20 protein-coding genes and 3 tRNA genes are annotated in these 22,354 nt (G+C 66.6%); 16 read left to right on the top strand and 7 right to left on the bottom strand.

The features are described from left to right. The first annotated feature begins 154 nt into the window (after positions 1-154). Positions 155-1,171 carry a magnesium and cobalt transport protein CorA gene (locus ACQCSU_RS03585; RefSeq protein ID WP_426978320.1) on the top strand — a complete coding sequence of 339 codons (1,017 nt, stop codon included), beginning with the start codon at positions 155-157 and terminating at the stop codon, positions 1,169-1,171. A 52-nt stretch (positions 1,172-1,223) separates the two neighbouring features. Here the strand turns inward: ACQCSU_RS03585 and ACQCSU_RS03580 are convergent. Beyond that, positions 1,224-1,299: transfer RNA gene (locus tag ACQCSU_RS03580), tRNA-Arg, on the bottom strand. 235 nt (positions 1,300-1,534) lie between these two features. Here ACQCSU_RS03580 and ACQCSU_RS03575 point away from each other — a divergent pair. The 3 genes from ACQCSU_RS03575 to ettA all read left to right on the top strand — a co-directional run bounded on the left by ACQCSU_RS03575 (position 1,535) and on the right by ettA (position 4,434). Beyond that, positions 1,535-2,095 carry a single-stranded DNA-binding protein gene (locus ACQCSU_RS03575; protein WP_426978319.1) on the top strand — a complete coding sequence of 187 codons (561 nt, stop codon included), beginning with the start codon at positions 1,535-1,537 and terminating at the stop codon, positions 2,093-2,095. A gap of 75 nt (positions 2,096-2,170) precedes the next feature. Continuing rightward, positions 2,171-2,719: a DUF6993 domain-containing protein gene (locus ACQCSU_RS03570; protein ID WP_426978318.1), complete on the top strand. Its 549-nt coding sequence runs from the start codon at positions 2,171-2,173 to the stop codon at positions 2,717-2,719. A 32-nt stretch (positions 2,720-2,751) separates the two neighbouring features. After that, positions 2,752-4,434, top strand: coding sequence for an energy-dependent translational throttle protein EttA (gene ettA, locus ACQCSU_RS03565; RefSeq protein WP_426978316.1), 1,683 nt, complete (start codon positions 2,752-2,754; stop codon positions 4,432-4,434). Between the two features lie 84 nt (positions 4,435-4,518). On the opposite strand, the gene tesB is transcribed toward ettA, so the two are convergent. Further along, the gene (tesB, locus tag ACQCSU_RS03560; protein WP_426978314.1) at positions 4,519-5,499 is read right to left on the bottom strand and encodes an acyl-CoA thioesterase II; all 981 of its coding nucleotides are present in this window, start codon (positions 5,497-5,499) and stop codon (positions 4,519-4,521) included. Positions 5,500-5,562: 63 nt separating this feature from the next. Here tesB and ACQCSU_RS03555 point away from each other — a divergent pair, with 63 nt between their 5' ends. Further along, positions 5,563-6,222, top strand: coding sequence for a hypothetical protein (locus ACQCSU_RS03555; RefSeq protein WP_426978312.1), 660 nt, complete (start codon positions 5,563-5,565; stop codon positions 6,220-6,222). A 41-nt stretch (positions 6,223-6,263) separates the two neighbouring features. On the opposite strand, the gene ACQCSU_RS03550 is transcribed toward ACQCSU_RS03555, so the two are convergent. Both ACQCSU_RS03550 and ACQCSU_RS03545 read right to left on the bottom strand, forming a co-directional pair. Continuing rightward, positions 6,264-6,722, bottom strand: coding sequence for a globin (locus ACQCSU_RS03550; RefSeq protein WP_426978310.1), 459 nt, complete (start codon positions 6,720-6,722; stop codon positions 6,264-6,266). A gap of 1 nt (position 6,723) precedes the next feature. Then, positions 6,724-7,389 (bottom strand): mechanosensitive ion channel family protein, encoded by a 666-nt coding sequence (locus ACQCSU_RS03545; RefSeq protein ID WP_426978309.1) that lies wholly within the window; start codon positions 7,387-7,389, stop codon positions 6,724-6,726. 110 nt (positions 7,390-7,499) lie between these two features. On the opposite strand from ACQCSU_RS03545, the gene ACQCSU_RS03540 reads away from it, so the two are divergent. Then, the gene (locus tag ACQCSU_RS03540) at positions 7,500-8,531 is read left to right on the top strand and encodes an NAD-dependent epimerase/dehydratase family protein (protein WP_426978308.1); all 1,032 of its coding nucleotides are present in this window, start codon (positions 7,500-7,502) and stop codon (positions 8,529-8,531) included. Positions 8,532-8,536: 5 nt separating this feature from the next. Here ACQCSU_RS03540 and ACQCSU_RS03535 read toward each other — a convergent pair whose 3' ends face one another. Next, complete coding sequence (locus ACQCSU_RS03535) at positions 8,537-9,022, bottom strand: OsmC family protein (RefSeq protein ID WP_426978307.1); 486 nt, start codon at positions 9,020-9,022, stop codon at positions 8,537-8,539. Then, complete coding sequence (gene pepN, locus ACQCSU_RS03530) at positions 9,019-11,577, bottom strand: aminopeptidase N (protein WP_426978305.1); 2,559 nt, start codon at positions 11,575-11,577, stop codon at positions 9,019-9,021. Before pepN ends, ACQCSU_RS03535 begins: the two co-directional genes overlap by 4 nt. Before the next feature lie 158 nt (positions 11,578-11,735). Between pepN and ACQCSU_RS03525 the strand changes: the two genes are divergently transcribed. The 3 genes from ACQCSU_RS03525 (at position 11,736) to ACQCSU_RS03515 (ending at position 14,344) form a co-directional block, all read left to right on the top strand. After that, positions 11,736-12,737: a hypothetical protein gene (locus ACQCSU_RS03525; RefSeq protein ID WP_426978304.1), complete on the top strand. Its 1,002-nt coding sequence runs from the start codon at positions 11,736-11,738 to the stop codon at positions 12,735-12,737. Between the two features lie 204 nt (positions 12,738-12,941). After that, on the top strand, positions 12,942-13,382 hold the full coding sequence (locus ACQCSU_RS03520; protein WP_426979704.1) for a ribose-5-phosphate isomerase: 441 nt from the start codon (positions 12,942-12,944) through the stop codon (positions 13,380-13,382). Continuing rightward, on the top strand, positions 13,382-14,344 hold the full coding sequence (locus ACQCSU_RS03515; RefSeq protein ID WP_426978303.1) for an Fpg/Nei family DNA glycosylase: 963 nt from the start codon (positions 13,382-13,384) through the stop codon (positions 14,342-14,344). Before ACQCSU_RS03520 ends, ACQCSU_RS03515 begins: the two co-directional genes overlap by 1 nt. 106 nt (positions 14,345-14,450) lie before the next feature. On the opposite strand, the gene ACQCSU_RS03510 is transcribed toward ACQCSU_RS03515, so the two are convergent. Next, positions 14,451-14,524: transfer RNA gene (locus ACQCSU_RS03510), tRNA-Gly, on the bottom strand. A gap of 131 nt (positions 14,525-14,655) precedes the next feature. Between ACQCSU_RS03510 and ACQCSU_RS03505 the strand changes: the two genes are divergently transcribed. The 7 genes from ACQCSU_RS03505 to ACQCSU_RS03475 all read left to right on the top strand — a co-directional run bounded on the left by ACQCSU_RS03505 (position 14,656) and on the right by ACQCSU_RS03475 (position 22,274). Beyond that, positions 14,656-14,730 (top strand) — tRNA-Pro (locus tag ACQCSU_RS03505). A 68-nt stretch (positions 14,731-14,798) separates the two neighbouring features. After that, complete coding sequence (gene tig, locus ACQCSU_RS03500; RefSeq protein WP_426978302.1) at positions 14,799-16,223, top strand: trigger factor; 1,425 nt, start codon at positions 14,799-14,801, stop codon at positions 16,221-16,223. A gap of 261 nt (positions 16,224-16,484) precedes the next feature. Then, on the top strand, positions 16,485-17,147 hold the full coding sequence (locus tag ACQCSU_RS03495; protein ID WP_426979703.1) for an ATP-dependent Clp protease proteolytic subunit: 663 nt from the start codon (positions 16,485-16,487) through the stop codon (positions 17,145-17,147). Between the two features lie 38 nt (positions 17,148-17,185). Further along, positions 17,186-17,851, top strand: a complete 666-nt coding sequence (locus ACQCSU_RS03490; RefSeq protein WP_426978301.1) for an ATP-dependent Clp protease proteolytic subunit — start codon at positions 17,186-17,188, stop codon at positions 17,849-17,851. Between the two features lie 129 nt (positions 17,852-17,980). Then, positions 17,981-19,261 carry an ATP-dependent Clp protease ATP-binding subunit ClpX gene (clpX, locus tag ACQCSU_RS03485; RefSeq protein ID WP_426978300.1) on the top strand — a complete coding sequence of 427 codons (1,281 nt, stop codon included), beginning with the start codon at positions 17,981-17,983 and terminating at the stop codon, positions 19,259-19,261. Between the two features lie 160 nt (positions 19,262-19,421). Further along, positions 19,422-20,027: a DsbA family protein gene (locus tag ACQCSU_RS03480; protein ID WP_426979702.1), complete on the top strand. Its 606-nt coding sequence runs from the start codon at positions 19,422-19,424 to the stop codon at positions 20,025-20,027. Between the two features lie 381 nt (positions 20,028-20,408). Further along, positions 20,409-22,274: a glycoside hydrolase family 15 protein gene (locus ACQCSU_RS03475; protein WP_426978298.1), complete on the top strand. Its 1,866-nt coding sequence runs from the start codon at positions 20,409-20,411 to the stop codon at positions 22,272-22,274. Positions 22,275-22,354 lie beyond the last annotated feature (80 nt).

Raw genomic sequence — 22,354 nt, 5'->3', positions numbered from 1 at the left:
TCGCCTCCATAGTGGAAGGAACTCGGCCGATCGGCCTATGGCGCATTTTAGTCTCGGGCGGCCTGCACCGGTAGCGAATCTTGCAGCTGTTGGCACCCGTGATGCCACGGTATAACGTCGCAGCCAAGGGATGTCTGGCGGAAGAGGCGCGGCCGTGACCATCGTGGACAACGCCGTGTACGTGGACGGTTACCGGACTGCGGACCCGGAGGGTTTGGACGAGACGTTCTTCGTCTTACGGCAGCGCCAGGGAATGGCCTGGATCGGGCTCTACCGGCCGGATGCGGAGGAACTCCGTTCGGTCGCCGATGAATTCGACCTCAGCCATCTGGCTGTGGAGGATGCGCTCGCCGGTCACCAGCGGGCGAAGCTGGAACACTACGGCGAGACCCTCTTCCTGGTGCTGCGGCCGGCGCGTTACCTCGACGACGTGGAGAAGGTTGAGTTCGGCGAGATCCATGTCTTTACCGGTCTGGACTTTGTTGTCACGGTCCGCCGTGCCGAAGCACCGGACCTCGCGCGGGTGCGCCGGCGGATGGAATCCGAACCGGAGTTCCTGGCCCTCGGGCCGCACGCTGTGCTTTACGCGATTCTGGACCAGGTGGTCGATGAGTACGAGCCGGTTGCTGCCGGCTTGGAGAACGACGTCGATGAAATCGAAGACGACCTCTTCGCAGCAGACCCGGGCGTGTCGCGCCGGATCTACGAACTCTCGCGCCAAGTCATCATGTTCCAGCGCGCGACGGCCCCTCTGACAGGGATCCTGCAGTCATTGATGGTGGAGTCATCGGACCATCATCCGGACCCGGAGCTGCAGGACCACTTCCGGGACGTCCTGGACCACGTCCTGCGGCTGAGTGAACGGATCACGGCCTTCCGGGCACTGCTTCAGAATGCGCTCGCCGTCAACGCGGCCCTGGTGGCGCAGCGGCAGAATGACGAAATGCGATTGCTGACCGAGTCCAGCTACGCCCAGAACGAGCAGGTCAAGCGGATTTCCTCGTGGGCGGCGATCCTGTTCGCTCCGACGCTGATCGGCACCATCTACGGAATGAACTTCCGCGCCATGCCCGAACTCGACTGGGTTTTCGGCTACCCGATGGCGCTGGGACTCATGGTGGCGATGGGCCTGGTGCTGTTTTGGACGTTCAAGCACAACAAGTGGATCTAGTGTCGCGGCCCTGACCTGTGCGGAAAAAATCCGGCAGGCCAGAGCCGCGCTCTGGTGCCCCAGGAGGGAATCGAACCCCCGACCGGCGGATTAGAAGGCCGCTGCTCTATCCCCTGAGCTACTGGGGCACTGTCGGCGCCGTCCGGCTGCTGCCGGGGGGCGCCTCAAAAAGTTTACAGTGCCCTGCCCCGGAAGGTGGTCAGGTCCACCGGGCGGCTTGTCCACCGTGCCCCGGCTCGTCCCCAACAACCTCGAGGGGCGCTGGTTTTCCACATAGCGTCTGTGCGGCCTCCCCGCCGGGCGTCCGCTGTCCGAAGCTGAAGTTGCCCGCTAGGGCACGACAATTCGAGACAGGACATGAGAATGAGTGACAACATCACGGTCCGTGGCTTCGTTGCCTCGGAGATCAGAAGTTCGACCACGCCTGGTGGCGTGGCCACAGCGTCATTCCGGCTGGGTTCCACCGAGCGGCGCTACGACCGCGCCTCCAACGCATGGATCGACGGGAACACGAATTGGTTTACGGTCCAGGGGTACCGGCAGTTGGCGGGGAACATCGGCTGCAGCATCAAGAAGGGCCAGCGCGTCGTCGTTGTGGGGCGGCTGAAGATGCGGAGTTGGGAAAAAGATGGGCGGATCTACCATGTGGCGGAAATCGACGCCGAATCCGTCGGCCATGACCTCATGTGGGGATCCGCGAACTTCACCCGTATGGCCGGGGCCAGTGTCCAAGCCGCCGCCGCCCCAGTCGCAGCGTCCGCAGTCGATGACGGGAGCCACAACCAGCATCTGCCGGAGGACGGCGCGGACGATCACGGGGCTGATGAAGGGGCTGACTCCCACACCATGTTCATCGACGACGCGGGCGGCGAGGCGGAGGAGGTGGACGAGGAGACCGGCGAACTGAAAGCGGCCGCAGCCTGATCCCGGGCCGCATGGCAGAATTGCCGGGTGATGTGGGCCAGCGTGAACATGCGGGAGACGGCGCCCAGGGGAGGGATGCCGATCCTCCCTGACGGACGCTTAGGACGCATCCCCGGGTACCGGCTCGCGGCATCTCTCGGAATTTTCGCGCTGTGCCTTCTGTCAGCGGCCGGCTGCTCGGCGGGCAAGGGCGCAGGCACGAGCAGTGCCACGCCGCCCGCGGCCGGGGCGGCCTCCGCGCCGGAGGTGCCGGCCCCGGTGGGCGGCGCGCCGGCGTCCGCCCCAAACCCCAGCGCTGGGTCAATGGCCGGGTCCATGTCCCCGGCCACGCCGGCTGCGAAGACCAGGCTGGAGGCGGCCCTGCGACAGGTTGCCGGCGGCGGAAAACCCGGCACGGAACAACTCCGAGACGCGGTGACTGCGGCGGGCTTCCCTGCCGGGGACATTCAAGTCACCGCAAGCCGCACGCCCACGGGTCTCGACGCCGACGCGGTCGAAATCGCGGTGAGGGAAGGCGATGACTGCATCGTCGGCCAGGTCCGGAACGGCACAGTCAACGTCACCGTCCTTCCCGTACTGGCGGACGGACGGTGCCTTGTCGGCGCGGGCGTACCCGGAATGTGAGATATCCGAGCCGAGCCACTAGATTTGTAGGCATGGCGGAATTTATCTACACAATGACCAAGGCCCGTAAGGCTGTTGGCGAAAAACTTATCCTCGACGACGTCAGCATGTCCTTCTTCCCTGGGGCAAAAATTGGCGTCGTTGGCCCGAATGGTGCCGGTAAATCCACCATTCTCAAGATCATGGCGGGCCTGGACACTCCCTCCAACGGAGAAGCCCGGCTCAGTCCCGGTTACACGGTCGGCATCCTGCTGCAGGAGCCGCCGCTGAACGAAGACAAGACCGTTCTTGGCAACGTCCAGGAAGGCGTGGGCGAGATTTACGGGAAGATCCAGCGTTTCAACGCGATCTCCGAGGAAATGGCCAGCCCGGACGCTGACTACGATGCCCTCCTCGAGGAAATGGGCCAGCTGCAGGAGGCGATCGATGCCGCCGATGCCTGGGACCTCGATTCCCAGCTCGAGCAGGCAATGGACGCCCTCCGCTGCCCGCCGGCCGATGCGGATGTCACGCTGCTCTCCGGTGGTGAGCGCCGCCGCGTCGCCCTCTGCAAGCTCCTGCTCCAGAAGCCGGACCTGCTGCTGCTCGACGAGCCCACTAACCACCTGGACGCCGAAAGCGTGCTGTGGCTTGAGCAGCACCTCTCCAGCTACGCCGGCGCAGTCCTGGCCGTCACCCACGACCGGTATTTCCTTGACCACGTCGCCGAGTGGATCGCCGAAGTGGACCGCGGCCACCTCTACCCGTACGAGGGCAACTACTCCACCTACCTGGAGAAGAAGCGCGCCCGCCTGGAAGTCCAGGGCAAGAAGGACGCCAAGCAGGCCAAGCGACTCACCGAGGAACTCGAATGGGTCCGCTCCAACGCCAAGGGCCGCCAGACCAAGTCCAAGGCGCGTTTGGCCCGCTACGAGGAGATGGCTGCCGAGGCGGACCGGACCCGCAAGCTCGACTTCGAAGAGATCCAGATCCCGCCGGGACCGCGCCTGGGCGGTCTCGTGCTGGAGGCGAAGAACCTGCAGAAGGGCTTCGAGGACCGCACTCTGATCGACGGATTGTCCTTCACGCTGCCCCGCAACGGCATCGTGGGCGTCATCGGCCCCAACGGCGTCGGCAAGACCACCCTCTTCAAGACCATCGTCGGGCTGGAGCCCCTCGACGGCGGCGAGCTGAAGATCGGTGACTCCGTCAAGATCTCTTACGCCGACCAGAGCCGCGGCGGCATCGACCCGAACAAGACGCTGTGGGAGGTAGTCTCCGACGGTCTCGACTACATCCAGGTCGGCCACGTCGAAATGCCGTCCCGCGCCTACGTGGCCGCTTTCGGCTTCAAGGGCCCGGACCAGCAGAAGAAGGCCGGGGTGCTTTCCGGTGGTGAGCGCAACCGACTGAACCTGGCACTGACCCTCAAACAGGGTGGCAACCTGCTGCTTCTCGATGAGCCGACCAACGACCTCGACGTCGAGACGCTCAGCAGCCTCGAAAACGCCCTGCTCGAATTCCCGGGCTGCGCCGTCGTGGTCTCGCACGACCGCTGGTTCCTGGACCGGGTTGCCACCCACATCCTCTCCTACGAAGGCGACGAGGAGAACCCCTCCAAGTGGTACTGGTTCGAGGGCAACTTCGAGTCCTACGAGGAGAACAAGGTCGAGCGCCTCGGCCCGGATGCCGCCAAGCCGCACCGCGTGACGCACCGCCGCCTCACCCGCGACTAAGCGCCGCGGCAGTACGCAGAAAGGCCGGCTCCCCGGGGGAGCCGGCCTTTCGTGTATCCCTGGGTCCCAGGGGAGCAGTGCGCCTTAGCCGCGCTCGGCCTTCCGCACCTGGTGCTGCAGCACCTTGGACTGCACGGCGCCCTTGACCTTGTTCTTCAGGTCGGTCGGGACCCTGATCATGCCCTCCTGCGCCACCGTGGCCACGTGCCGGCCGTCGCGGCTGAAGATTTTGCCCGTCGCCAGTCCGCGGGCACCCTGGGCGCTGGGGGACTCCTGGACGTACAGCAGCCACTCGTCAACGCGGACGGGGCGGTGCCACCACATGGCGTGATCCAGGCTGGCCACGGACATCCCCGGCGTAATCCAGCTCATGCCGTGCTGGCGGAGGACGGACTCCAGGATGGTGTAGTCGCTCGCGTAGGCCAGGGCCGAGCGGTGCAGTTCCGGGTCATCAGGCATCGGGCCGAACGTCTTCATCCAGACGGCGTTGCGCGGCTCCTTGTCCCCCTTGGCCGAGACGTAGAGGGCCGGATCGACGTGGCGGATGTCGAAGGGGCGCTCATAGGCCCAGTGCCGGGCCACCGGGTGGTCATACTTGCCGAGCAGGTCGGCCGTGCTGGGCAGCGACTCCGGGTCCGGAATCCCCGACGGCATTTCGGACTGGTGCTCGATGCCCTCGTCCTCGGTCTGGAACGACGCGATCATCGACAGGATGGGCATGCCCTCCTGGTAGGCGTGGACCCGCCGCGCCGAAAAGGACCGCCCGTCCCGCAACCGCTGGACACCGAAGGTGATCGGTTTGTTGGCATCGCCCGGGCGCAGGAAGTAGCCGTGCATGGAGTGCACGCCGCGTCCCGGCTCAACGGTGCGGCTCCCTGCCACCAGGGACTGCGCCAGCACCTGCCCGCCGAAGACGCGCTGCCGTGGCTGCTGCTGCGAGGGTCCCATGAAGATGTCCTCGTCGGTCCGGGCACCCTCCAGCTCACCAAGGTCCAGGAGCTGGATGAGCGAGGAGGTGGGGTCCTGGGTGGGCAGCCCCTGCAATCCGGCGTCGGCGTCAGTCATGGTCTGACTCTAGACGTCACCCCGGCACCGCTCAAAAGAGGCACAGCCGGTAGAGTCCATATTGTGTCTGACGTCCTAACCCAGCCCCTGCAGTTCACCGATCCCCGAGACCTTGCCGACCTGCGCACCTTCGCCGCCCGTGCCAAGTCGATCGACGACGGCGCCATCCGGCTCCAGGCTTCCGGCCCGGTGCTGGCCGCCTACGTGTGTGTGCTGCGGCCGCGGCTGCTGGGGGAATCCACCCCCACCATCCTTGGCCTGCGGACCATGGCGCTGGCGCAGCCTGCCGAGACCGACATGACGGTGCCGCTGTCGGCGGTGCTGGACCGGCTGGCGCGGGCGGGGGAGAACGACGTCGAGCTGCCGCTGCCGCCGGTGACCGTCACCGAGTCCTGGGCGGGCGTGGGCGCACCCCGGGGCGGCTGGGAGCTGGTGGGCACCCTGCAGGATTCGGCCCTGCGGCAGTCGGCCGAGGCCGGCATCACCGAGGTCGCCGCCATCATGCCGGACAAGCCCGGCGCACTGATCGTCAACAACGCCCGCGCCGCGGTCTGGGGCAGGGAACTCCCCGGCGGGGCCGGACTCCCGGCAGGTGCTGCGTTCGCGGCGCTCACCCTGGGTTTCCTGGCCGACGGCGAACAGCAGCTGTACCGTGCCGGACGCTGGTTCCGGCTCAGCGGCAGCCGCGGGCACGTCCTGGCCCGGACCGGCTCCGGGCTCTGACCCGGAATCGCGTTAACCCGCCGCCGGGCAGCGGGCCCTGGTCAGGGGCCGGACGGGCTGTTCACCATGGAAAGGGCAGCCCGCTCCATGTAGTCCCAGAGCGTCCCCTCGTACAGCGGCGGGAGTTCCAACGCGTCCACCGCGGTCCGCATATGATGCAGCCAGCGCTCCTTGGCCTCAGGCGTCACCCGGAAGGGCTGGTGCCGCATCCGCAGCCGCGGGTGCCCGCGTTCCTCGCCGTATGTCGTCGGCCCGCCCCAGTATTGCTCGAGGAACATCAGGAACCGCCGCTTGGCGGGGCCGAGATCCTCTTCCGGGTACATTTCCCGTAACAGCGGATCCGTCGCGACGCCGTCGTAGAACACGTCGATCAGCTTCACGAAGGTCTCGTGCCCGCCGACGGCGTCATAGAAGTTGTCGGTGTACCCGGGCTGGCTGAACGGGTCGTTCTGCATCAGCTGCTTGGGCTGCCGGGGTTCGCCGGCGATGGGGATCGTCATTTCATTCTCCGGCTTTCTGCTGGGGTGCCGCCCCGGCGTCGGGAGCGTCCGCCTGTTCCTCGGCGGGAGGGACATAGGTGCCCTGGGAACGGTTGCCCACACGCAGGATCTCGCCGTTGCGCAGGTACCAGATGGCGCCGTCCTCCGCGCGGACGCGGGTGATCCGGAGGCCCATGGCCTCCACCTCGCCGACGACTTCGCTGGTCTCGATGACGTCGCCGATCCCGTACTGGTCCTCAAGGGTGATGAAGATGCCGGCCAGGAAGTCGCGGATCAGCTGCTGGGCGCCGAAGCCGATGGCGATACCAAGGATTCCGACGCTGGTGAGCAGCGGCGCGATGTCCACATTCAGGTTCTTGAGTACGTACATGATGGTGATGACCGCGACCAGGACGCCGACCACACTGTTGAGCAGCGAGCCGATGGTGTTGGCCCGCTGGACCCGGCGTTCGTGGTCCAGGGCACGCAGTGCCGGTGCCACCCAGCGGAAGTGCGGTTTCTTGAAGAAAGTGGTTCCGGCGGCGACGCGTTTGGTGATGCCCACGATGACAAAGGACGCCCCCAGCCAGATGGCGACGCCGAGCCCGATGCTGATGAGGACTCCGGGCAGGTTGATGGCCGAGATATCCGGAGGGGTGATGGGGGTGGTCGTGGACAGGCCGTACATCGTCTGGGGGTGCTCCTTGCTGCTGCGCTGGGGCGCTCTGCTGCCGTTCGGCGTTCGCCGGGCGCATAACGCTCTGTTCACTTTCAACATTAGCGCCGTAGCGTAGCCGCATGCGCATTCTGGTCCTTGGCGGTACGGCCTTCCTCTCTGCTGAAATAGCCCGGCAGGCCCTTGTGGCCGGGCACGACGTCACCTGCCTGGCGCGCGGGACTGTTTCCGCGCCGCCGGACGGCGCGGCCTGGCTGCGGGCAGACCGCGCCCAGGGGAAGACCGCCTATGCGGGGGCAGCGGCCGCCGCTGGGAGGGACACAGCTGGGAGGGATACAGCGGGGTGGGACGCCGTCGTCGAGGTCTCCCGGGATCCCGGGCAGGCGCGCGAGGCGCTTGAGGTGCTGGCTGGCTCCGCCCGGCACTGGACCTTCATCTCCAGCTGCTCCGTGTATGCCGACCACTCGGTGGCCGGCGCGGCGGAGGACGCCGCGGTATTGCCCCCGCTGGCTGCCGGCGCCGTGCTGACCATGGACACCTACGGCGAAGCCAAGTCCGCAATCGAACAATGGACCCAGGAACTGGCCGGGGACAAGGCCCACATCTGCCGCGCCGGGCTGATCGGCGGACCCGGTGACGGCTCGGACCGCTACGGCTACTGGCCGGCCCGCTTCGCCCGGGACGCGGAGCCCGTCCTGGTCCCGGACATCCCCACCGACGCCACCCAGATCATCGACGTCCGCGACCTTGCAGGCTGGGTCCTGGCTGCAGCGGAGACCGGCGTCACCGGAGCGCTCAACGCCGTGGGCGAGATAGTGCCGTTTGCCGCGTACCTCGAAGAAGCCCGGCAGCTCACCGACGGTGAAGCGGAGGTAGTGGCCGTCCCGGGCGAGTGGCTGGCCCAGCACGGCGCCAACTACTGGGCCGGACCGGACTCGCTGCCCCTCTGGCTGCCGCCCGGACAAGACGGCTTTATGGCCCGCGGCAATGACGCCGCCCGCGCGGCCGGGCTTCAAATCCGCCCGTGGATGGACACCCTGCGGGACACCCTGGCGGATGAACGCAGCCGCGGGCTCGGCCGGGAGCGCAGGGCCGGGCTCAGCCCGGAGGCCGAGCGCCGGCTCCTGACCGAGTACCGGGCAGAGTTCGGCTGAAGGGCTCAGCCCTCCGGGTTCTGAACCGCGGCGGTGGGCTCATGGAGCACCGGGAAGTTCACGCTCCTGGCGATGAAGCAGACCTTGTTGGCTTCGGTGTGCAGCTGCCCCAGCAGCTCATCGGAGACCGGGGCGGCAGTCGTCACCCGGGGCTTGAGCGTGACCGACTCGAACTGGCCGCTTCCGTCCCGGCTGGTCCGCATCAGCCCCTCGGCCCGGTCCTCGTACGCGGTGACCACCACGCCGTGCTTCACCGCCACATGCAGGAAGGACAACATGTGGCACTGGGAGAGCGCCGCCAGGAGCAGCTGCTCCGGGTTATAGCGGTTCCGGTCGCCGTGGAACGTCGGATCCGCGGAGCCCGGCAGGACCGGGAGACCCGGGATCTCGACGTCGTGGTCCCTGGAATAGCCCCGGTACGACGCTGTCCCCTTGCCCAGGTTGCCGGTCCAGCGGACCGTTAACGCATAACGGTGCTCGTCGAGGCTCATGCGTCGACGTCCGCCTGGCGGGCCCGCAGGGCGCGGGCCACGCCGTCGCGGTTCTCCAGCATCATCCGCCGCAGCGCCGTGCTGTCTTCCGGCAGCGAGGCCAGGAACTCATCCGTGCGGTCCACGGTGGCCTGCGTGGTCAGCTGCGCCGGGTAGAGCCCGACGACGATCTGCTGCGCCAGCGCGTGCGTGCGGCCCCTGACGATGCCCGGGACGGCCTCGAAGTACTTCTCGGCATAGGGCGCCAGCAGGGCGGTGTCCAGCACCCGGGTGAAGCCGGTGACGGCCGAGCCCTGGAGGGCGTTGGACAGCTCGCCCTTGACCACAATCGACTCCCAGGCCGCGGCCTTGGCCTCGGCGGTGGGGATGGCAGCCTTGGCAAGGGCGGCCGCGTTCTGTCCGGTGGCGGTGTTGTCGTGTTCCAGTTCCGCGTCGATCCGGTCCCGGCCGGCACGGCCCCCGGTGACGAGGGATGCGATCAGTTCCCAGCGGAGGTCCTGGTCCACGGTGAGGCCACCCAGGGTCAGGGTGCCCTCCAGCAGGCCGGACACGGTGTCCAGCTGCCCGGCGCTGCGGGCCAGCAGGGCGTAAGACTTCACGAACTGCAGCTGCGCGTCGGAGCCGGCCGGGACACTGGAGGCGAGCTCCCAGAGCCGGTCGGCCGCGGCGGCCGCGGTGGCTTCCTTGTGCGCCTCGGCCACATAGAAGTTCAGTGTGGTGGCGAGCTGGCGGAGCTGGACCAGGATCACGGAGGAATCGGATTCCTCGGCAATGTTGGCCAGGATCAGTTCCACGTAGCCGCGGGCCGGGGTTTCGCCGTCCCGGGCCGCATCCCAGGCCGAGCCCCACACGAGGGTGCGGGGGAGGCTCTGGCTGAAGTCCTTGAGGTGCGCCGTGGCCGTCGCGAGCGACTTCGGGTCCAGCCGGACCTTGGCGTAGGCGAGATCGTCGTCGTTGAGCAGGATCAGGTCCGGCTGCGAGAGTCCGGCCAGCGCCGGGACTAGAGTGCGTTCGCCGTCGACGTCGAGCTCCTCGCGGTGGACGCGCTCCAGCTTCCCCGCGGCGGTGAGGTTGTAGAAGCCGACGGCGAGGCGGTGCGGGCGGATGGTGGGCTGGTCTTCCGTGGCGGACTGCACGATGGTGAAGGAGGAGATCCTCCCGTCCTCGCCCACGGCCAGTTCAGGCTCGAGGGTGTTGACCCCGGCGGTCTCCAGCCAGAGCCGGCCCCACTGGTCCAGATCCCGGCCGCTGGCCTTCTCGAGTTCGGTCATCAGGTCGCTCAGCTCGGTGTTTTGCCAGGCGTGCTTGCTGAAGTACTCGCGGACGCCGGCCATGAATTCTTCCGGGCCCACCCAGGCCACGAGCTGGCGCAGCACCGACGCGCCCTTGGCGTAGGTGATGCCGTCGAAGTTCACCTCGACGTCCTGCAGGTCGTTGATCTCGGCAAAGATCGGGTGCGTTGTGGGCAGCTGGTCCTGCCGGTAGGCCCAGGACTTCTCCACCGAGGCGAACGTGGTCCATGCGTGGTCGAACGTTGTGTTCTCGACGGCGGCCAGGTGGGACATGTACTCGGCAAAGGATTCGTTCAGCCAGAGGTCGTTCCACCAGCGCATCGTCACGAGGTCCCCGAACCACATGTGCGCGAGCTCGTGCAGCACCGTGATGGCGCGTCGCTCCACCTGCGCATCGGTGACCTTGCTGCGGAACACGTACCCCTCCAGGATGGTGACGGCTCCGGCGTTCTCCATGGCCCCGGCGTTGAACTCCGGCACGAAAAGCTGGTCGTACTTCTCGAACGGGTACGGGCAGCCGAACTGCGCCTCGAAGAACTCGAAGCCCTGGCGGGTGAGCTCGAAGATGTTGTCCGCATCCAGGTACTTCATGAGGGACTTGCGGGCGAAGATGCCCAGCGGGGTGACCTTGCCGTTGGCGGAGGTGACCTCGCTGCGGACCGACTGGTACGGCCCGGCGATCAGGGCCGTGACGTAGGAGGAGAGCGGCGGCGTCGGGGTGAATTCCCAGACGGACCGCGCGCCGCCGTCCTCGCCGGGAATCGTCTCGACCGGCACCGGGGTGGGGGAGTTGGAGATGAGGTCCCAGTGCGAGGGCGCTGTAACGGTGAAGGTGAAGCTTGCCTTGAGGTCGGGCTGCTCGAAGACGGCGAACATCCGCCTGGAATCGGGGACCTCGAACTGGGTGTAGAGGTAGACCTCGTTGTCTACCGGGTCCACGAAGCGGTGCAGGCCCTCGCCGGTGTTCATGTACGGGGCGTCCGCCACGACCAGCAGATTGTTCTCGGCGGCCAGCTCGGGCAGTTGGATCCGGATGCCGTCCGAGACCTCCGCCGGATCAAGCTCGCGCCCGTTGAGGGTCACGCTGTGCACGGCGTGCGTCACGGCGTCGATGAAGGTCGAGGACCCTGGAGTGGCCGAGAACTTCACGGCGGTGGTGGAGCCGAAGAACTTCTCGCCGCGCGTCAGGTCAAGGCTGACCTCGTAGGATTCGACGGCGATCAGTTCGGCGCGCTCGCGTGCTTCGGCGCGCGTCAGGTTCATACCGGGCAAAGTGGGGCCTCCAGAAAGTATCAGCGTTAACGTGAAATTATTCTTTCACGTCAGCGCCGCTTGGCAAGTTGCGTGAATCACATGTCTGCCTGCAGCCCCCGCGGTAGCGTTGGGGAGCGGTAGCCTCGGGGAGCGGTAGCGTTGGGGATATGGGAAAGCTCCGGGATTCCGTCGACGCCAGGGCACTGCGCTTCGCAGTGGGCTTCCCCTTGATGCTCGCAGCCGCGTTTGTGGTCTGCGCCTTCCTGATCCGCTCCGATTTGCCCGATCCGCTGGCCGTCCGCTGGGACCAGGGCGGCGCCGCGGACTTTGCGCCCTTTGCAGCTGTCGTGGGGGTCGGGGCGGCGATGATCGTGCTGATCGGCTGGGCCGTGCTGGTGCAGGCGGTGCCGCTCTCCCGTCCGGCGGTGATGCGCCGGATCATGATGGGTGCTGGCCTGTCGATGAGCCTCTTCGTCACCACAGTCCTCGCCGCCGTGCTCGTCGGCCAGCTTGGCCTGGCGGACGCGAGGGAGTCCCGGGTGGACGTCGCCGTGCTGGCCATGGGCAGCGGTGCGGCCCTGGGCCTGGGCTTTGTGATGGGCTTCGTCTTCAAGGCGGACGAGCGCTGGTCCACGGATGATGACCGTGCCATGCGGGAGGCCCTGCAGCGTGAAGTTGACCCTGAATTGGCCCGGGACTCCCTGAGCCTGTGGGTCCACGCCCGCAGTTCGGTCTTCGTGATGCTCGGGATTGCCACCCTGCTGCCCGCCGCCCTCCTGACCATCGCAGTGCCTTGGCTGGCCGCGGTTCTCGTGGCGCTGGCCCTGTTCGCCGCCGCATTCCTGTTCGCCCGCATCCGGGTGGACCGCAGCGGCCTCCGGGTCTTCGCCGCGGGATTCGTGCGGGTCATGGACGTTCCTGCCGCCGCCATCGACGCAGCAACGCCGAAAGAGGTCAGGGCCGCCGACTATGGCGGCCTGGGCTACCGGAGCCAAGGCACCACCACGGCACTGCTGGTCAGCAGCGGCCCCGCCGTCGTCGTCGACCGCTCCGACGGACGGAAACTGACGGTCAGCGGCGGCAGCGCCGCGACGGCGGATAACGTCGCGCAAGCCCTGTCCAGGGTGGCGGCACGGGCGCGCCGCGGTGGCGAAACCGCCGAGCTATGACCGGTTTGTGAAGACCGGTCTCCCGGCCTGCGGGCCGCCGGGCCGCCGGGCCTGCCGGCCTCCGGCGCCCTAGTAGGCTAGGAAGCAGCCCCAAGACCCGCTCCGGCAGCTCATTTTCCCTCACCGACCTGCCCCCAACCGAACGGATACGCCGTGACCCCAACTGATCTCCCGCGTGTGCACATTGCCACGGACCACGCCGGCATGGAACTCAGCGCCCACCTGGTGAGCCACCTCAGCGCCAAGGGCTACGACGTGATCGACCACGGTCCCGAGGCCTACGACGCCCAGGATGACTACCCCTCCTTCTGCATCAACGCCGCGCTCGCCGTCGTGGCCGACAAGGAAGCCGGGAACAACGCCCTCGGGATCGTCCTCGGCGGATCCGGCAACGGGGAGCAGATCGCCGCCAACAAGGTCAAGGGCGTCCGGGCTGCGCTGGCCTGGAACCTGTCCACCGCCAAACTGGCCCGGGAACACAACGACGCCAACGTCGTCGCCGTCGGCGGCCGCCAGCACAGCGTCGAGGAGGCCACCGCCATCATCGAGGCCTTCCTGGCGGAGCCCTTCAGCAACGACCAGCGCCACGTCCGCCGGATCGGCAAGATCGCCACGTACGAGCGCACGGGCGAGGTCCTCGAGTAGTGCCGGAAGGGCACTCCGTCCACCGGCTGGCGCGCCAGTTCGGGGACGTCTTCACGGGGGAGCGGCTCGCCGTCTCGAGCCCGCAGGGAAGGTTCGTGCAGGGCGCGGCGCTGCTGGACGGCCACGTCCTGACCGGTTCAGTCGCGCACGGGAAGCACCTCTTCCTGGCGTTCGAGCACGGTCTGCTGCTCCACGTCCATCTGGGCCTCTACGGCGCCTGGGACTTCGGCGGGGACGCCACCTTCCGCGGCGCCTCCAGCATCGGCGCACCCCGGAAGGTGGGGGAGCGGGAAGTCTACTCCGCCGTCGGTGGGGACGCTGCCGGTGCGGACGCACCCGCCGGCTCCGGGCCTGACAGCTACGACGGTCCCCCAGACCCCGTCGGTGCCGTGCGCGTGCGGCTCGCCGGCACCCATGGCTGGGCCGACCTCCGGGGAGCGACCACCTGCGAGACGATCATCGAGGCGGAGGCCGAGGCCGTGATGGCGCGGCTGGGCCCGGACCCGCTGCGCAACCGGTCAGGCGACCGGGACGCCTTCGTCGCCGGGATTCTTGCCAGGCGCACGCCCCTGGCGGCGCTGCTGATGGACCAGAAGGTGATTGCCGGCGTCGGCAACGTCTACCGTGCCGAACTGCTCTTCCGCCAGCGCCTTGACCCCTGGCTGACCGGAAAGGCGCTGCCCGCGGAGGCCGCGGAGCTGCTCTGGGATGACACCGTCGCCATGATGTCCGACGGCGTCCGCGACGGCCGGATCATCACCACGCCGCCGCGCTATTGGGGCGGGACCGGCTGGAGCGGGAGCGGCGCCACAGAAGCGGCCGGCGGACTGCCGGCCCCGGAGGAATCCCACTTCGTCTACCGGCGGCAGGGCCTCGACTGCCGCGACTGCGGGACCCCGGTGGCACTCACGGAACTCGGCGCCCGGAAACTCTACTGGTGCCCCGGCTGCCAGCAGGCCTGACCAGCAGGTGACCAGCAGCCGGGCCAGAAGGCCAGGCCAGCAGGCACAAAAGAGCCCCTCCGGAGAGGGGCTCTTGAGGATCCTGCGGTGGATTTGCGTCCTGCATTGGAGGGGACGACGGGAATCGAACCCGCATCATCAGTTTGGAAGACTGAGGCTTTACCACTAAGCTACGTCCCCGGGAACTTGCCTGAGCCATCCTGCAACTTTCCGGGCGGCTGTTGAAGCCGGATACAACTAAACCTAATTCAGGGCCCCGGTGTCAAATGTGCAAATCAGCACAGTATGACCGTAGACTGTTCTGTGCATTACGGGGTGTAGCTCAGCTTGGCTAGAGCACCTGCTTTGGGAGCAGGAAGTCGCAGGTTCAAATCCTGTCACCCCGACTCTGCAGGAACCGCCAGAACGTGGCAAAGGCAGATCCCCACCCCCTAAAACCAGGAGTACTTAGACTGTGAAGAGCGCTGTCGAGAACCTCACCCCCACGCGGGTCAAGCTCAATGTTGAGGTCCCCTTTGAGGAATTGAAGCCCAGCATCGCAGAGGCATACAAGACTGTTGCTTCCCAGATCCAGGTCCCGGGTTTCCGCAAGGGCAAGGTCCCCTCCAAGCTCATCGACCAGCGCGTCGGCCGCGGCTATGTGCTGGAGACTGCCATCAACGAAGGCCTCAACGGCTGGTACCAGGCCGCCGTGCAGGAAACCGGCATCCGCCCGCTGAGCCGTCCCGAGGTTGAAATCACCGAGGTCCCGGACCCCACCGCCACCGACGGTGAACTCAAGTTCCACGCCGAGGTCGACATCCGCCCCGAGATCGAACTGCCTGACTACGCCGGCATCAAGGTTGAGGTTGCCGCCGCCGAGTCCACCGACTCCGACGTCGACACGGCCCTGGACGAGCTCCGCGGCCGCTTCGGCACGCTGAAGTCCGTCGACCGCCCGGCGGCCGACAAGGACTTCCTCACCATCGACATCACCGCCACCATCGACGGAGCCGAGGTTGACTCCGCCTCGGGCCTGTCCTACCAGGTCGGCGCCGGCACCATGCTGGAAGGCCTCGATGAGGCCGTCACCGGCCTGAGCGCCGACGATGACGCCATCTTCGACACCACCCTCGTCGGCGGCGACCACGCCGGTGAGTCCGCACAGGTGAAGGTGGTCGTCAAGTCCGTCAAGGAGCGCGAGCTGCCCGAAGCTGACGATGACTTCGCCCAGCTGGCGTCCGAGTTCGACACGCTCGCCGAGCTCCGCGAAGACCTCGCCAAGCAGGCCTCCGAATCGAAGGTTGTCGAGCAGGGCGTAGAGGCCCGCGACAAGGTCCTGGACAAGCTCGTTGAGCTCGTCGAGGTCCCCGTTCCGGCCTCCGTCGTCGACGAGCAGCTCGAGCAGCACTTCAACGCCGAGAACGCCCACGGTGAAGGCGAGCACGACACCGAGGAGCACCGCGCCGAGGTCAAGGCCAACACCGAGCGTGCCTTCCAGAACGAGATCATCCTTGACGCCATCGCCGAAAAGGAAGAAGTCAATGTCAGCCAGAACGAGCTGATCGACTACATCGTCACCACCGCCAGCCAGTACGGCATGGACCCGAACCAGTTCGCCCAGATCATCGATCAGAGCGGCCAGGTCCCCATGATGGTTTCCGAGGTCCGCCGCCGCAAGGCATTGGCCGTGGTCCTGGGCCAGGCCGAGGTCACCGACTCCGAGGGCAACAAGGTTGACCTCAGCGACTTCGTCCGCCCCGGCGGCGAGGAGGTCCCTGTTGAGGCAGCTGCCGGGACTGACGCAGAGGCCGAAGCCGAGGTCGCGAACGAGGCTTCCGAGGAAGCAGCGGCCACCGAGACCGCGAAGAACGACGACCCGGCAGCTGTGAAGTTCTAACAGCAGCCAGGCAGTACTGGCAGCCCCTGGATCAGCGATCCGGGGGCTGCCGCATTTAAGCCCTGCGCTTCACGCCTGCGGGACTCCGCGGACCCGCCCCCGGCAATCGTGCGCCGTCAGCGAACAGCCCTGCGCCTGCGAACAAAGCGGGCGCGAAAACGGTTAGTGTCGCTGTAGGAAAGTTCAGTGACGTCGTCCAGTGGCGTCACCGTCGCCAGCGAGAGGTAAGTACATATGTCACAGCAAGCAGGGGCACCCCGGATGGCGACCGTCGATCCGGCAGCCCAGGATAACTACATTTACAACCGCCTGCTGAAAGAGCGCATCATCTGGCTCGGCTCCGAGGTCCGCGACGAGAACGCCAACGCGATCTGCTCGCAGCTGCTGCTGCTCTCGGCGGAGAATCCCGAAAAGGACATCTACCTTTACATCAACTCACCCGGCGGCTCCGTCACCGCCGGCATGGCCATCTACGACACCATGCAATTCATCCCGAATGACGTCGTCACCGTAGCCACCGGCCTCGCAGCCTCCATGGGTCAGTTCCTGCTCTCCTCCGGCACCAAGGGCAAGCGCTACGCCACCCCCAATGCCCGCATCCTGATGCACCAGCCCTCCGGCGGCATCGGCGGCACGGCCTCGGACATCAAGATTCAGGCCGAGCTGATCCTGCACATGAAGAAGGTCATGGCCGAACTGACCGCAGACCAGACCGGCCAGACGGTTGAGACCATCCTCAAGGACAACGACCGCGACAAGTGGTTCACCGCGAAGGACGCCCTCGATTACGGCTTCTTCGACAAGATCGCCGCGCACGCGGGCTCCGTGGCCGGCGGCGGCGGAACCAACGCCAACGGCAATAGCGCCGGCGCCGGCACTGGCATTGACACTGCCACGGGCATTGACGCAGCCACCGAGAACTGACCGGCACGTAGACAGAAATGAATTCAGGAGCAATGAACATGAACTACAATTTCGGATCGACTGCCGGTAACCTGCCGAGCAGCCGTTACGTGCTGCCGCAGTTCGAAGAGCGCACCCCCTACGGCTTCAAGCGCCAGGACCCGTACACCAAGCTGTTCGAGGACCGCATCATCTTCCTGGGCGTCCAGGTCGACGACGCCTCGGCTGACGACGTCATGGCGCAGCTGCTGGTGCTCGAGTCCACGGACCCGGACCGCGACATCACGCTCTACATCAACTCCCCGGGTGGTTCCTTCACCGCCATGACAGCGATCTACGACACCATGACGTACATCCGGCCGGAGATCCAGACCGTGTGCCTCGGCCAGGCCGCCAGCGCCGCCGCCGTGCTCCTTGCGGCCGGCACGCCGGGCAAGCGCCTGGCCCTGCCCAATGCCCGTGTGCTGATCCACCAGCCCTCATTGTCCGGCGGACAGGGCGGACAGGCCTCCGACCTGGAGATCCAGGCCGCCGAGGTCATGCGGATGCGGTCCTGGCTCGAAGACACCCTGGCCAAGCACTCCGGCCGGACCCCCGAGCAGGTCAATAACGACATCGAGCGGGACAAGATCCTCACCGCAGCCGAGGCCATGCAGTACGGCCTGATTGACCAGGTCCTCGATTCACGCAAGATGAAGCCCCAGGCGATCACCGCCAGGCAATAGCCAATCCACGACGCCGGTGCGGCTCACCACAAATGGCCGCACCGGCGTCGGGTATCCACCCAACAGGCCGAAAGTGACCTAGAGTGGAACCTGTCACAGGCACCAGCACGATACTAAAGGGGTTCACATATGGCTCGGATTGGCGAGAGCACCGATCTGCTGAAGTGTTCTTTCTGCGGGAAGAGCCAGAAGCAGGTCCGGAAGCTCATTGCCGGGCCCGGCGTCTACATCTGCGATGAGTGCATTGAACTCTGCAACGAGATCATTGAAGAAGAACTCGCGGAAGTCGCCGATCTGGGCAGTTTCGAACTGCCCAAGCCCCGCGAAATCTTTGACTTCCTGCAGGAGTACGTGATCGGCCAGGAGCCCGCCAAGCGTTCGCTCGCCGTGGCGGTCTACAACCACTACAAGCGCATCCAGGCCGGGCACGCCCCCAAAAGCGGAAGCCTCGCCGAGGGCGGTCACCACGACGACGTCGAGATCGCCAAGTCCAACATCCTCCTGATCGGCCCCACCGGCTGCGGCAAGACGTACCTGGCCCAGACCCTGGCCCGGCGCCTCAACGTCCCCTTCGCCGTCGCCGATGCGACGGCCCTGACCGAAGCCGGCTACGTGGGCGAGGACGTGGAGAACATCCTCCTGAAACTCATCCAGGCTGCCGACTACGACGTCAAGAAGGCCGAGCAGGGCATCATCTACATCGACGAGATCGACAAGATCTCGCGCAAGAGCGAGAACCCCTCCATCACCCGGGACGTTTCGGGCGAGGGCGTACAGCAGGCGCTGCTGAAGATCCTCGAAGGCACTGTCGCCTCGGTCCCGCCGCAGGGCGGACGCAAGCACCCGCACCAGGAATTCATCCAGATCGACACCACCAATGTGCTCTTCATCGTGGCCGGCGCCTTTGCCGGGCTCGAGGAGATCATCGGTTCACGCTCCGGACGGAAGGGCATCGGCTTCGGCGCCCCGCTCCACGAGGCCAAGAACAACGCGGACTCCTACGGCGAGGTCATGCCGGAGGATCTGCTGAAGTTTGGGCTCATTCCGGAATTCATCGGCCGCCTTCCGGTGATCACCACAGTCTCCAACCTGGACCGTGCGGCGCTGATCCAGATCCTGTCCACGCCGAAGAACGCCCTCGTGAAGCAGTACCAGAAGATGTTTCAGCTCGACGGCGTCGAGCTGGTCTTTGAGGACGAGGCGCTCAACACGATTGCCGACCAGGCACTCGAGCGCGGCACCGGAGCACGCGGGCTCCGTGCCATCATGGAGGAAGTCCTGCTGCCCGTGATGTTCGATCTGCCCAGCCGCGACGACGTCGCGAGCGTCGTGATCACTGAAGAGGTCGTCTCCAAGAAGGCCGCGCCCACGATGATCGGCCACGACGTCAAGCGCCGCAAGTCCGCCTGACATACCTGCCTGAACACACTGCCTGATTCGGAATAATTTAGCGCCACGGGCCGCTGTCATGTGTTGATGCGCCTGTGCAATTGAGGTGCCGTTGAAGGTTGATGTGCCGCGGTGCAACTTCCCACTGACTTCCCTAAGGAGAACACCTGTGTCTGAAACCATGACCACCAAAGCCGATTTCTGGTTCGACCCGATGTGCCCCTTCGCCTGGGTCACCTCCCGCTGGATCGGTGAAGTGGAAGACGTCCGCGATATCAGCACCGACTGGCACGTCATGAGCCTCGCCGTGCTCAACGAGGGCCGCGACGAGCTCCCGGAGCAGTATAAGGAGTTCATGGCCAAGGCGTGGGCGCCGGTGCGGGTCATCGTTGCTGCCGCAGAAAAGCACGGCGCCGAGTACGTCAAGCCGCTCTACGACGCCATGGGCACCAAGATCCACAACGAGGGCAACGGCGACATCGCCGAAGTCATCTCCAAGTCCCTTGCCGAGGTGGGCCTGCCGGCGGAACTGGCTGCCGCCGGCCAGAGCGATGAATTCGATGCGCAGCTCCGCACCAGCCACGAGGTGGGCATCTCCCTGGTCGGCCAGGACGTGGGCACGCCCGTCGTCGCCTTCAACGGCACCGCCTTCTTCGGCCCTGTCCTGACCCGCATCCCGCGCGGCGAGGATGCCGGACGGCTGTGGGACGCCACCGTGACGCTGGCTTCCTTCCCGTACTTCTTCGAAATCAAGCGCAGCCGGACCGAAAGCCCGGTCTTCAACTGAACTACTCTGATGTAGTTCTCCCGGGGCCCTTGTGCAGGGGAACCAGGGGGAGAACAATAGGACTTACCCACTTCGCGAGAAGTGGGACGCAGGAACCAAAGATTCAGTGACACTCATCCGACGCAGCCTTCGGCAAAGTTAGATGATGGCTACCAGTGACGAGGTAGGAAGACCTGAAAATCCAAGGATCTTGCCAGATTATCTAAGACGTCACGTGATAATCGAAAGTCGAAGCCCCACCGACGGCAAAACGCTGATGGGGCTTCCCCTTTGCCCTAAGAGACACGCCGGGCAAGACTTGCCCGGAAGGCCAGTCCGGAAAGACCTGTACGGAAAGACCTGCAGAAGACGGGTCCGAAACAGCGCGGTCAGGGTGTGCCAATGAGCAGTAAGCCGATTGCGGACTATGCACTGCTCTCAGACTGCGCCTCCGCCGCACTGGTCAGTGTCGCCGGCTCCGTGGACTGGCTGTGCTTTCCGCGCTTTGACAGCCCCTCCGTGTTCGGACGCCTTTTGGGCCAGGACGCGGGGTTCTGGTCGATCCGTCCCGCCGGAGAATACTCCTCAACCCGGCGCTACCTCGGACCCACGATGGTTCTGGAAACCACCCACACGGCCCCTGCAGGTTGCGTGACCGTCACGGACGCCCTGGTCCTCGGTGACGGCAGGAGGGGCCATGACCTCGGCGCGGATTCCCCCGGCACCTTGCTCCGCCAGCTGTCCTGTACCGAGGGGCCGGTCGAGGTCGACATGGTCTTCAGCCCCCGCCCGGAATACGGGCTGGGCCGGCCGGTGCTGAGCGCGGTGGACGGCGGTATCGTGGTCCGAGCGGGGGAAGTGGTGCTGTCATTCTCGACTGCGGCAGCCTTCCAGCTCGGCGCGGACACGGCGCACGCCCGGCTGACCCTCCAGGCCGGAGACGTCCTTGGCTTCGCTCTCCACTTCCAGGCCAGCGGGAGCGGGGAACCGGTCTTCTGGGGCCAGGCGGACATCGCGCGCCGGCTTGAGGACACCGTGCAGGGCTGGACCAGCTGGTCGGAGCTGCACCAGACCTACAACGGCCCGTGGCAGGAGCTCGTCGCCGGCAGCGGACGGATTCTGCAGGCCCTCACGTACTACCCATCCGGGGCCATCGTGGCCGCCCCGACGACGTCCCTGCCGGAAGTGGCCGGCGGCACGCGCAACTGGGACTACCGGTACAGCTGGATCCGGGATGCGAGCATGACCCTGCAGGCACTCTGGGTGGCGGCCTGCCCGGACGAAGCGGGAAATTTCTTCCAGTTCCTTGCGACTGCAGCCGCAAGCCAGCTGGCCGCGGGCGAGGAACTGCAGATCATGTTCGGCATCGGCGGGGAACGCGAGCTGCCCGAACGCGAACTTGCCCACCTGCCGGGCTGGCGTGCCAGCTCCCCGGTCCGGGTCGGCAACGGTGCCTGGAACCAGCGGCAGCTCGACGTCTACGGCGAACTGCTCGACGCCGCCGCCACGCTGCCGGAGTATCTCGCGGAGCTGGCACCGGCAACGAGAAGGTTCCTCGCCGACGCAGCGGACGCCGCGGCCTCCCGTTGGCGCTCCGCCGACCACGGCATCTGGGAGGTTCGCGGGGAGCCGCGCCACTTCCTCTACTCCAAGCTCATGTGCTGGGTCGCCGTCGACCGGGCCATCACCCTTGCCGAGCTCCTGCAGGCGCCCGAGCGGGTCCGGCACTGGGAGGAGGCGCGGGACCAGATTGCCGCGTCCATCCGGACCTACGGCTGGAGCGAAGCGGCGAATGCCTATACCCAGGCGTACGGCTCCGAGGACCTCGACGCTTCGGCGCTGATGCTCGCGATCGTGGGCTTCCTCCCGGCGGACGATCCCGGTATCCTCGCCACAATCGAGGCCATCGAGGAGCGTCTCACGGACTCGCGCGGCCTCGTGTACCGCTACCTCGCCGACGACGGTCTTCCGGGGGAGGAGGGCACTTTCCTCCTGTGCACCTTCTGGCTGGCCCATGCCCTGGCCTTGGCCGGACGCACACAGCGCGCCCGGGCAGTCTTCGAGCGGGCCGCCGGGTTCGCCACGGACCTGGGCCTGATGGCGGAGGAAGTCGCGCCGGACAGCAGCGAGCTCCTGGGGAACTTCCCGCAGGCGTTCAGCCACATCGGCCTCGTCAACGCCGCCTGGGCGATCAGCGAAGCGGAGGCCCGGGCCGGTAGCGCAGGTCCCGGCGCTGGTGTCGAGGCGAGGAACGCTGCCGGCGGCTGACGCATTTTGAGACGGGCTTGGGGATCTGGGGCCCCTCCGGGAAGCAAGAAGGGGCCCTCCGGCCGGCCTAAGCCTTGGAT

Source organism: Pseudarthrobacter sp. O4 (assembly GCF_050157025.1).
Taxonomy (GTDB): domain Bacteria; phylum Actinomycetota; class Actinomycetes; order Actinomycetales; family Micrococcaceae; genus Arthrobacter.
Note: the sequence above shows the minus strand (reverse complement) of the source record. Positions and strands in the feature narration are given on the sequence as shown.

Coding starts and splice junctions, on each gene's coding strand:
- ACQCSU_RS03575 (WP_426978319.1), top strand. CDS start 1,535: ATGAGTGACAACATCACGGTCCGTGGCTTCGTTGCCTCGGAGATCAGA.
- ACQCSU_RS03570 (WP_426978318.1), top strand. CDS start 2,171: ATGCCGATCCTCCCTGACGGACGCTTAGGACGCATCCCCGGGTACCGG.
- ettA (WP_426978316.1), top strand. CDS start 2,752: ATGGCGGAATTTATCTACACAATGACCAAGGCCCGTAAGGCTGTTGGC.
- tesB (WP_426978314.1), bottom strand. CDS start 5,499: ATGACTGACGCCGACGCCGGATTGCAGGGGCTGCCCACCCAGGACCCC.
- ACQCSU_RS03550 (WP_426978310.1), bottom strand. CDS start 6,722: ATGACGATCCCCATCGCCGGCGAACCCCGGCAGCCCAAGCAGCTGATG.
- ACQCSU_RS03545 (WP_426978309.1), bottom strand. CDS start 7,389: ATGTACGGCCTGTCCACGACCACCCCCATCACCCCTCCGGATATCTCG.
- ACQCSU_RS03540 (WP_426978308.1), top strand. CDS start 7,500: ATGCGCATTCTGGTCCTTGGCGGTACGGCCTTCCTCTCTGCTGAAATA.
- ACQCSU_RS03535 (WP_426978307.1), bottom strand. CDS start 9,022: ATGAGCCTCGACGAGCACCGTTATGCGTTAACGGTCCGCTGGACCGGC.
- pepN (WP_426978305.1), bottom strand. CDS start 11,577: ATGAACCTGACGCGCGCCGAAGCACGCGAGCGCGCCGAACTGATCGCC.
- ACQCSU_RS03525 (WP_426978304.1), top strand. CDS start 11,736: ATGGGAAAGCTCCGGGATTCCGTCGACGCCAGGGCACTGCGCTTCGCA.
- ACQCSU_RS03520 (WP_426979704.1), top strand. CDS start 12,942: ATGGAACTCAGCGCCCACCTGGTGAGCCACCTCAGCGCCAAGGGCTAC.
- ACQCSU_RS03495 (WP_426979703.1), top strand. CDS start 16,485: ATGGCGACCGTCGATCCGGCAGCCCAGGATAACTACATTTACAACCGC.
- ACQCSU_RS03490 (WP_426978301.1), top strand. CDS start 17,186: ATGAACTACAATTTCGGATCGACTGCCGGTAACCTGCCGAGCAGCCGT.
- clpX (WP_426978300.1), top strand. CDS start 17,981: ATGGCTCGGATTGGCGAGAGCACCGATCTGCTGAAGTGTTCTTTCTGC.
- ACQCSU_RS03480 (WP_426979702.1), top strand. CDS start 19,422: ATGACCACCAAAGCCGATTTCTGGTTCGACCCGATGTGCCCCTTCGCC.
- ACQCSU_RS03475 (WP_426978298.1), top strand. CDS start 20,409: ATGAGCAGTAAGCCGATTGCGGACTATGCACTGCTCTCAGACTGCGCC.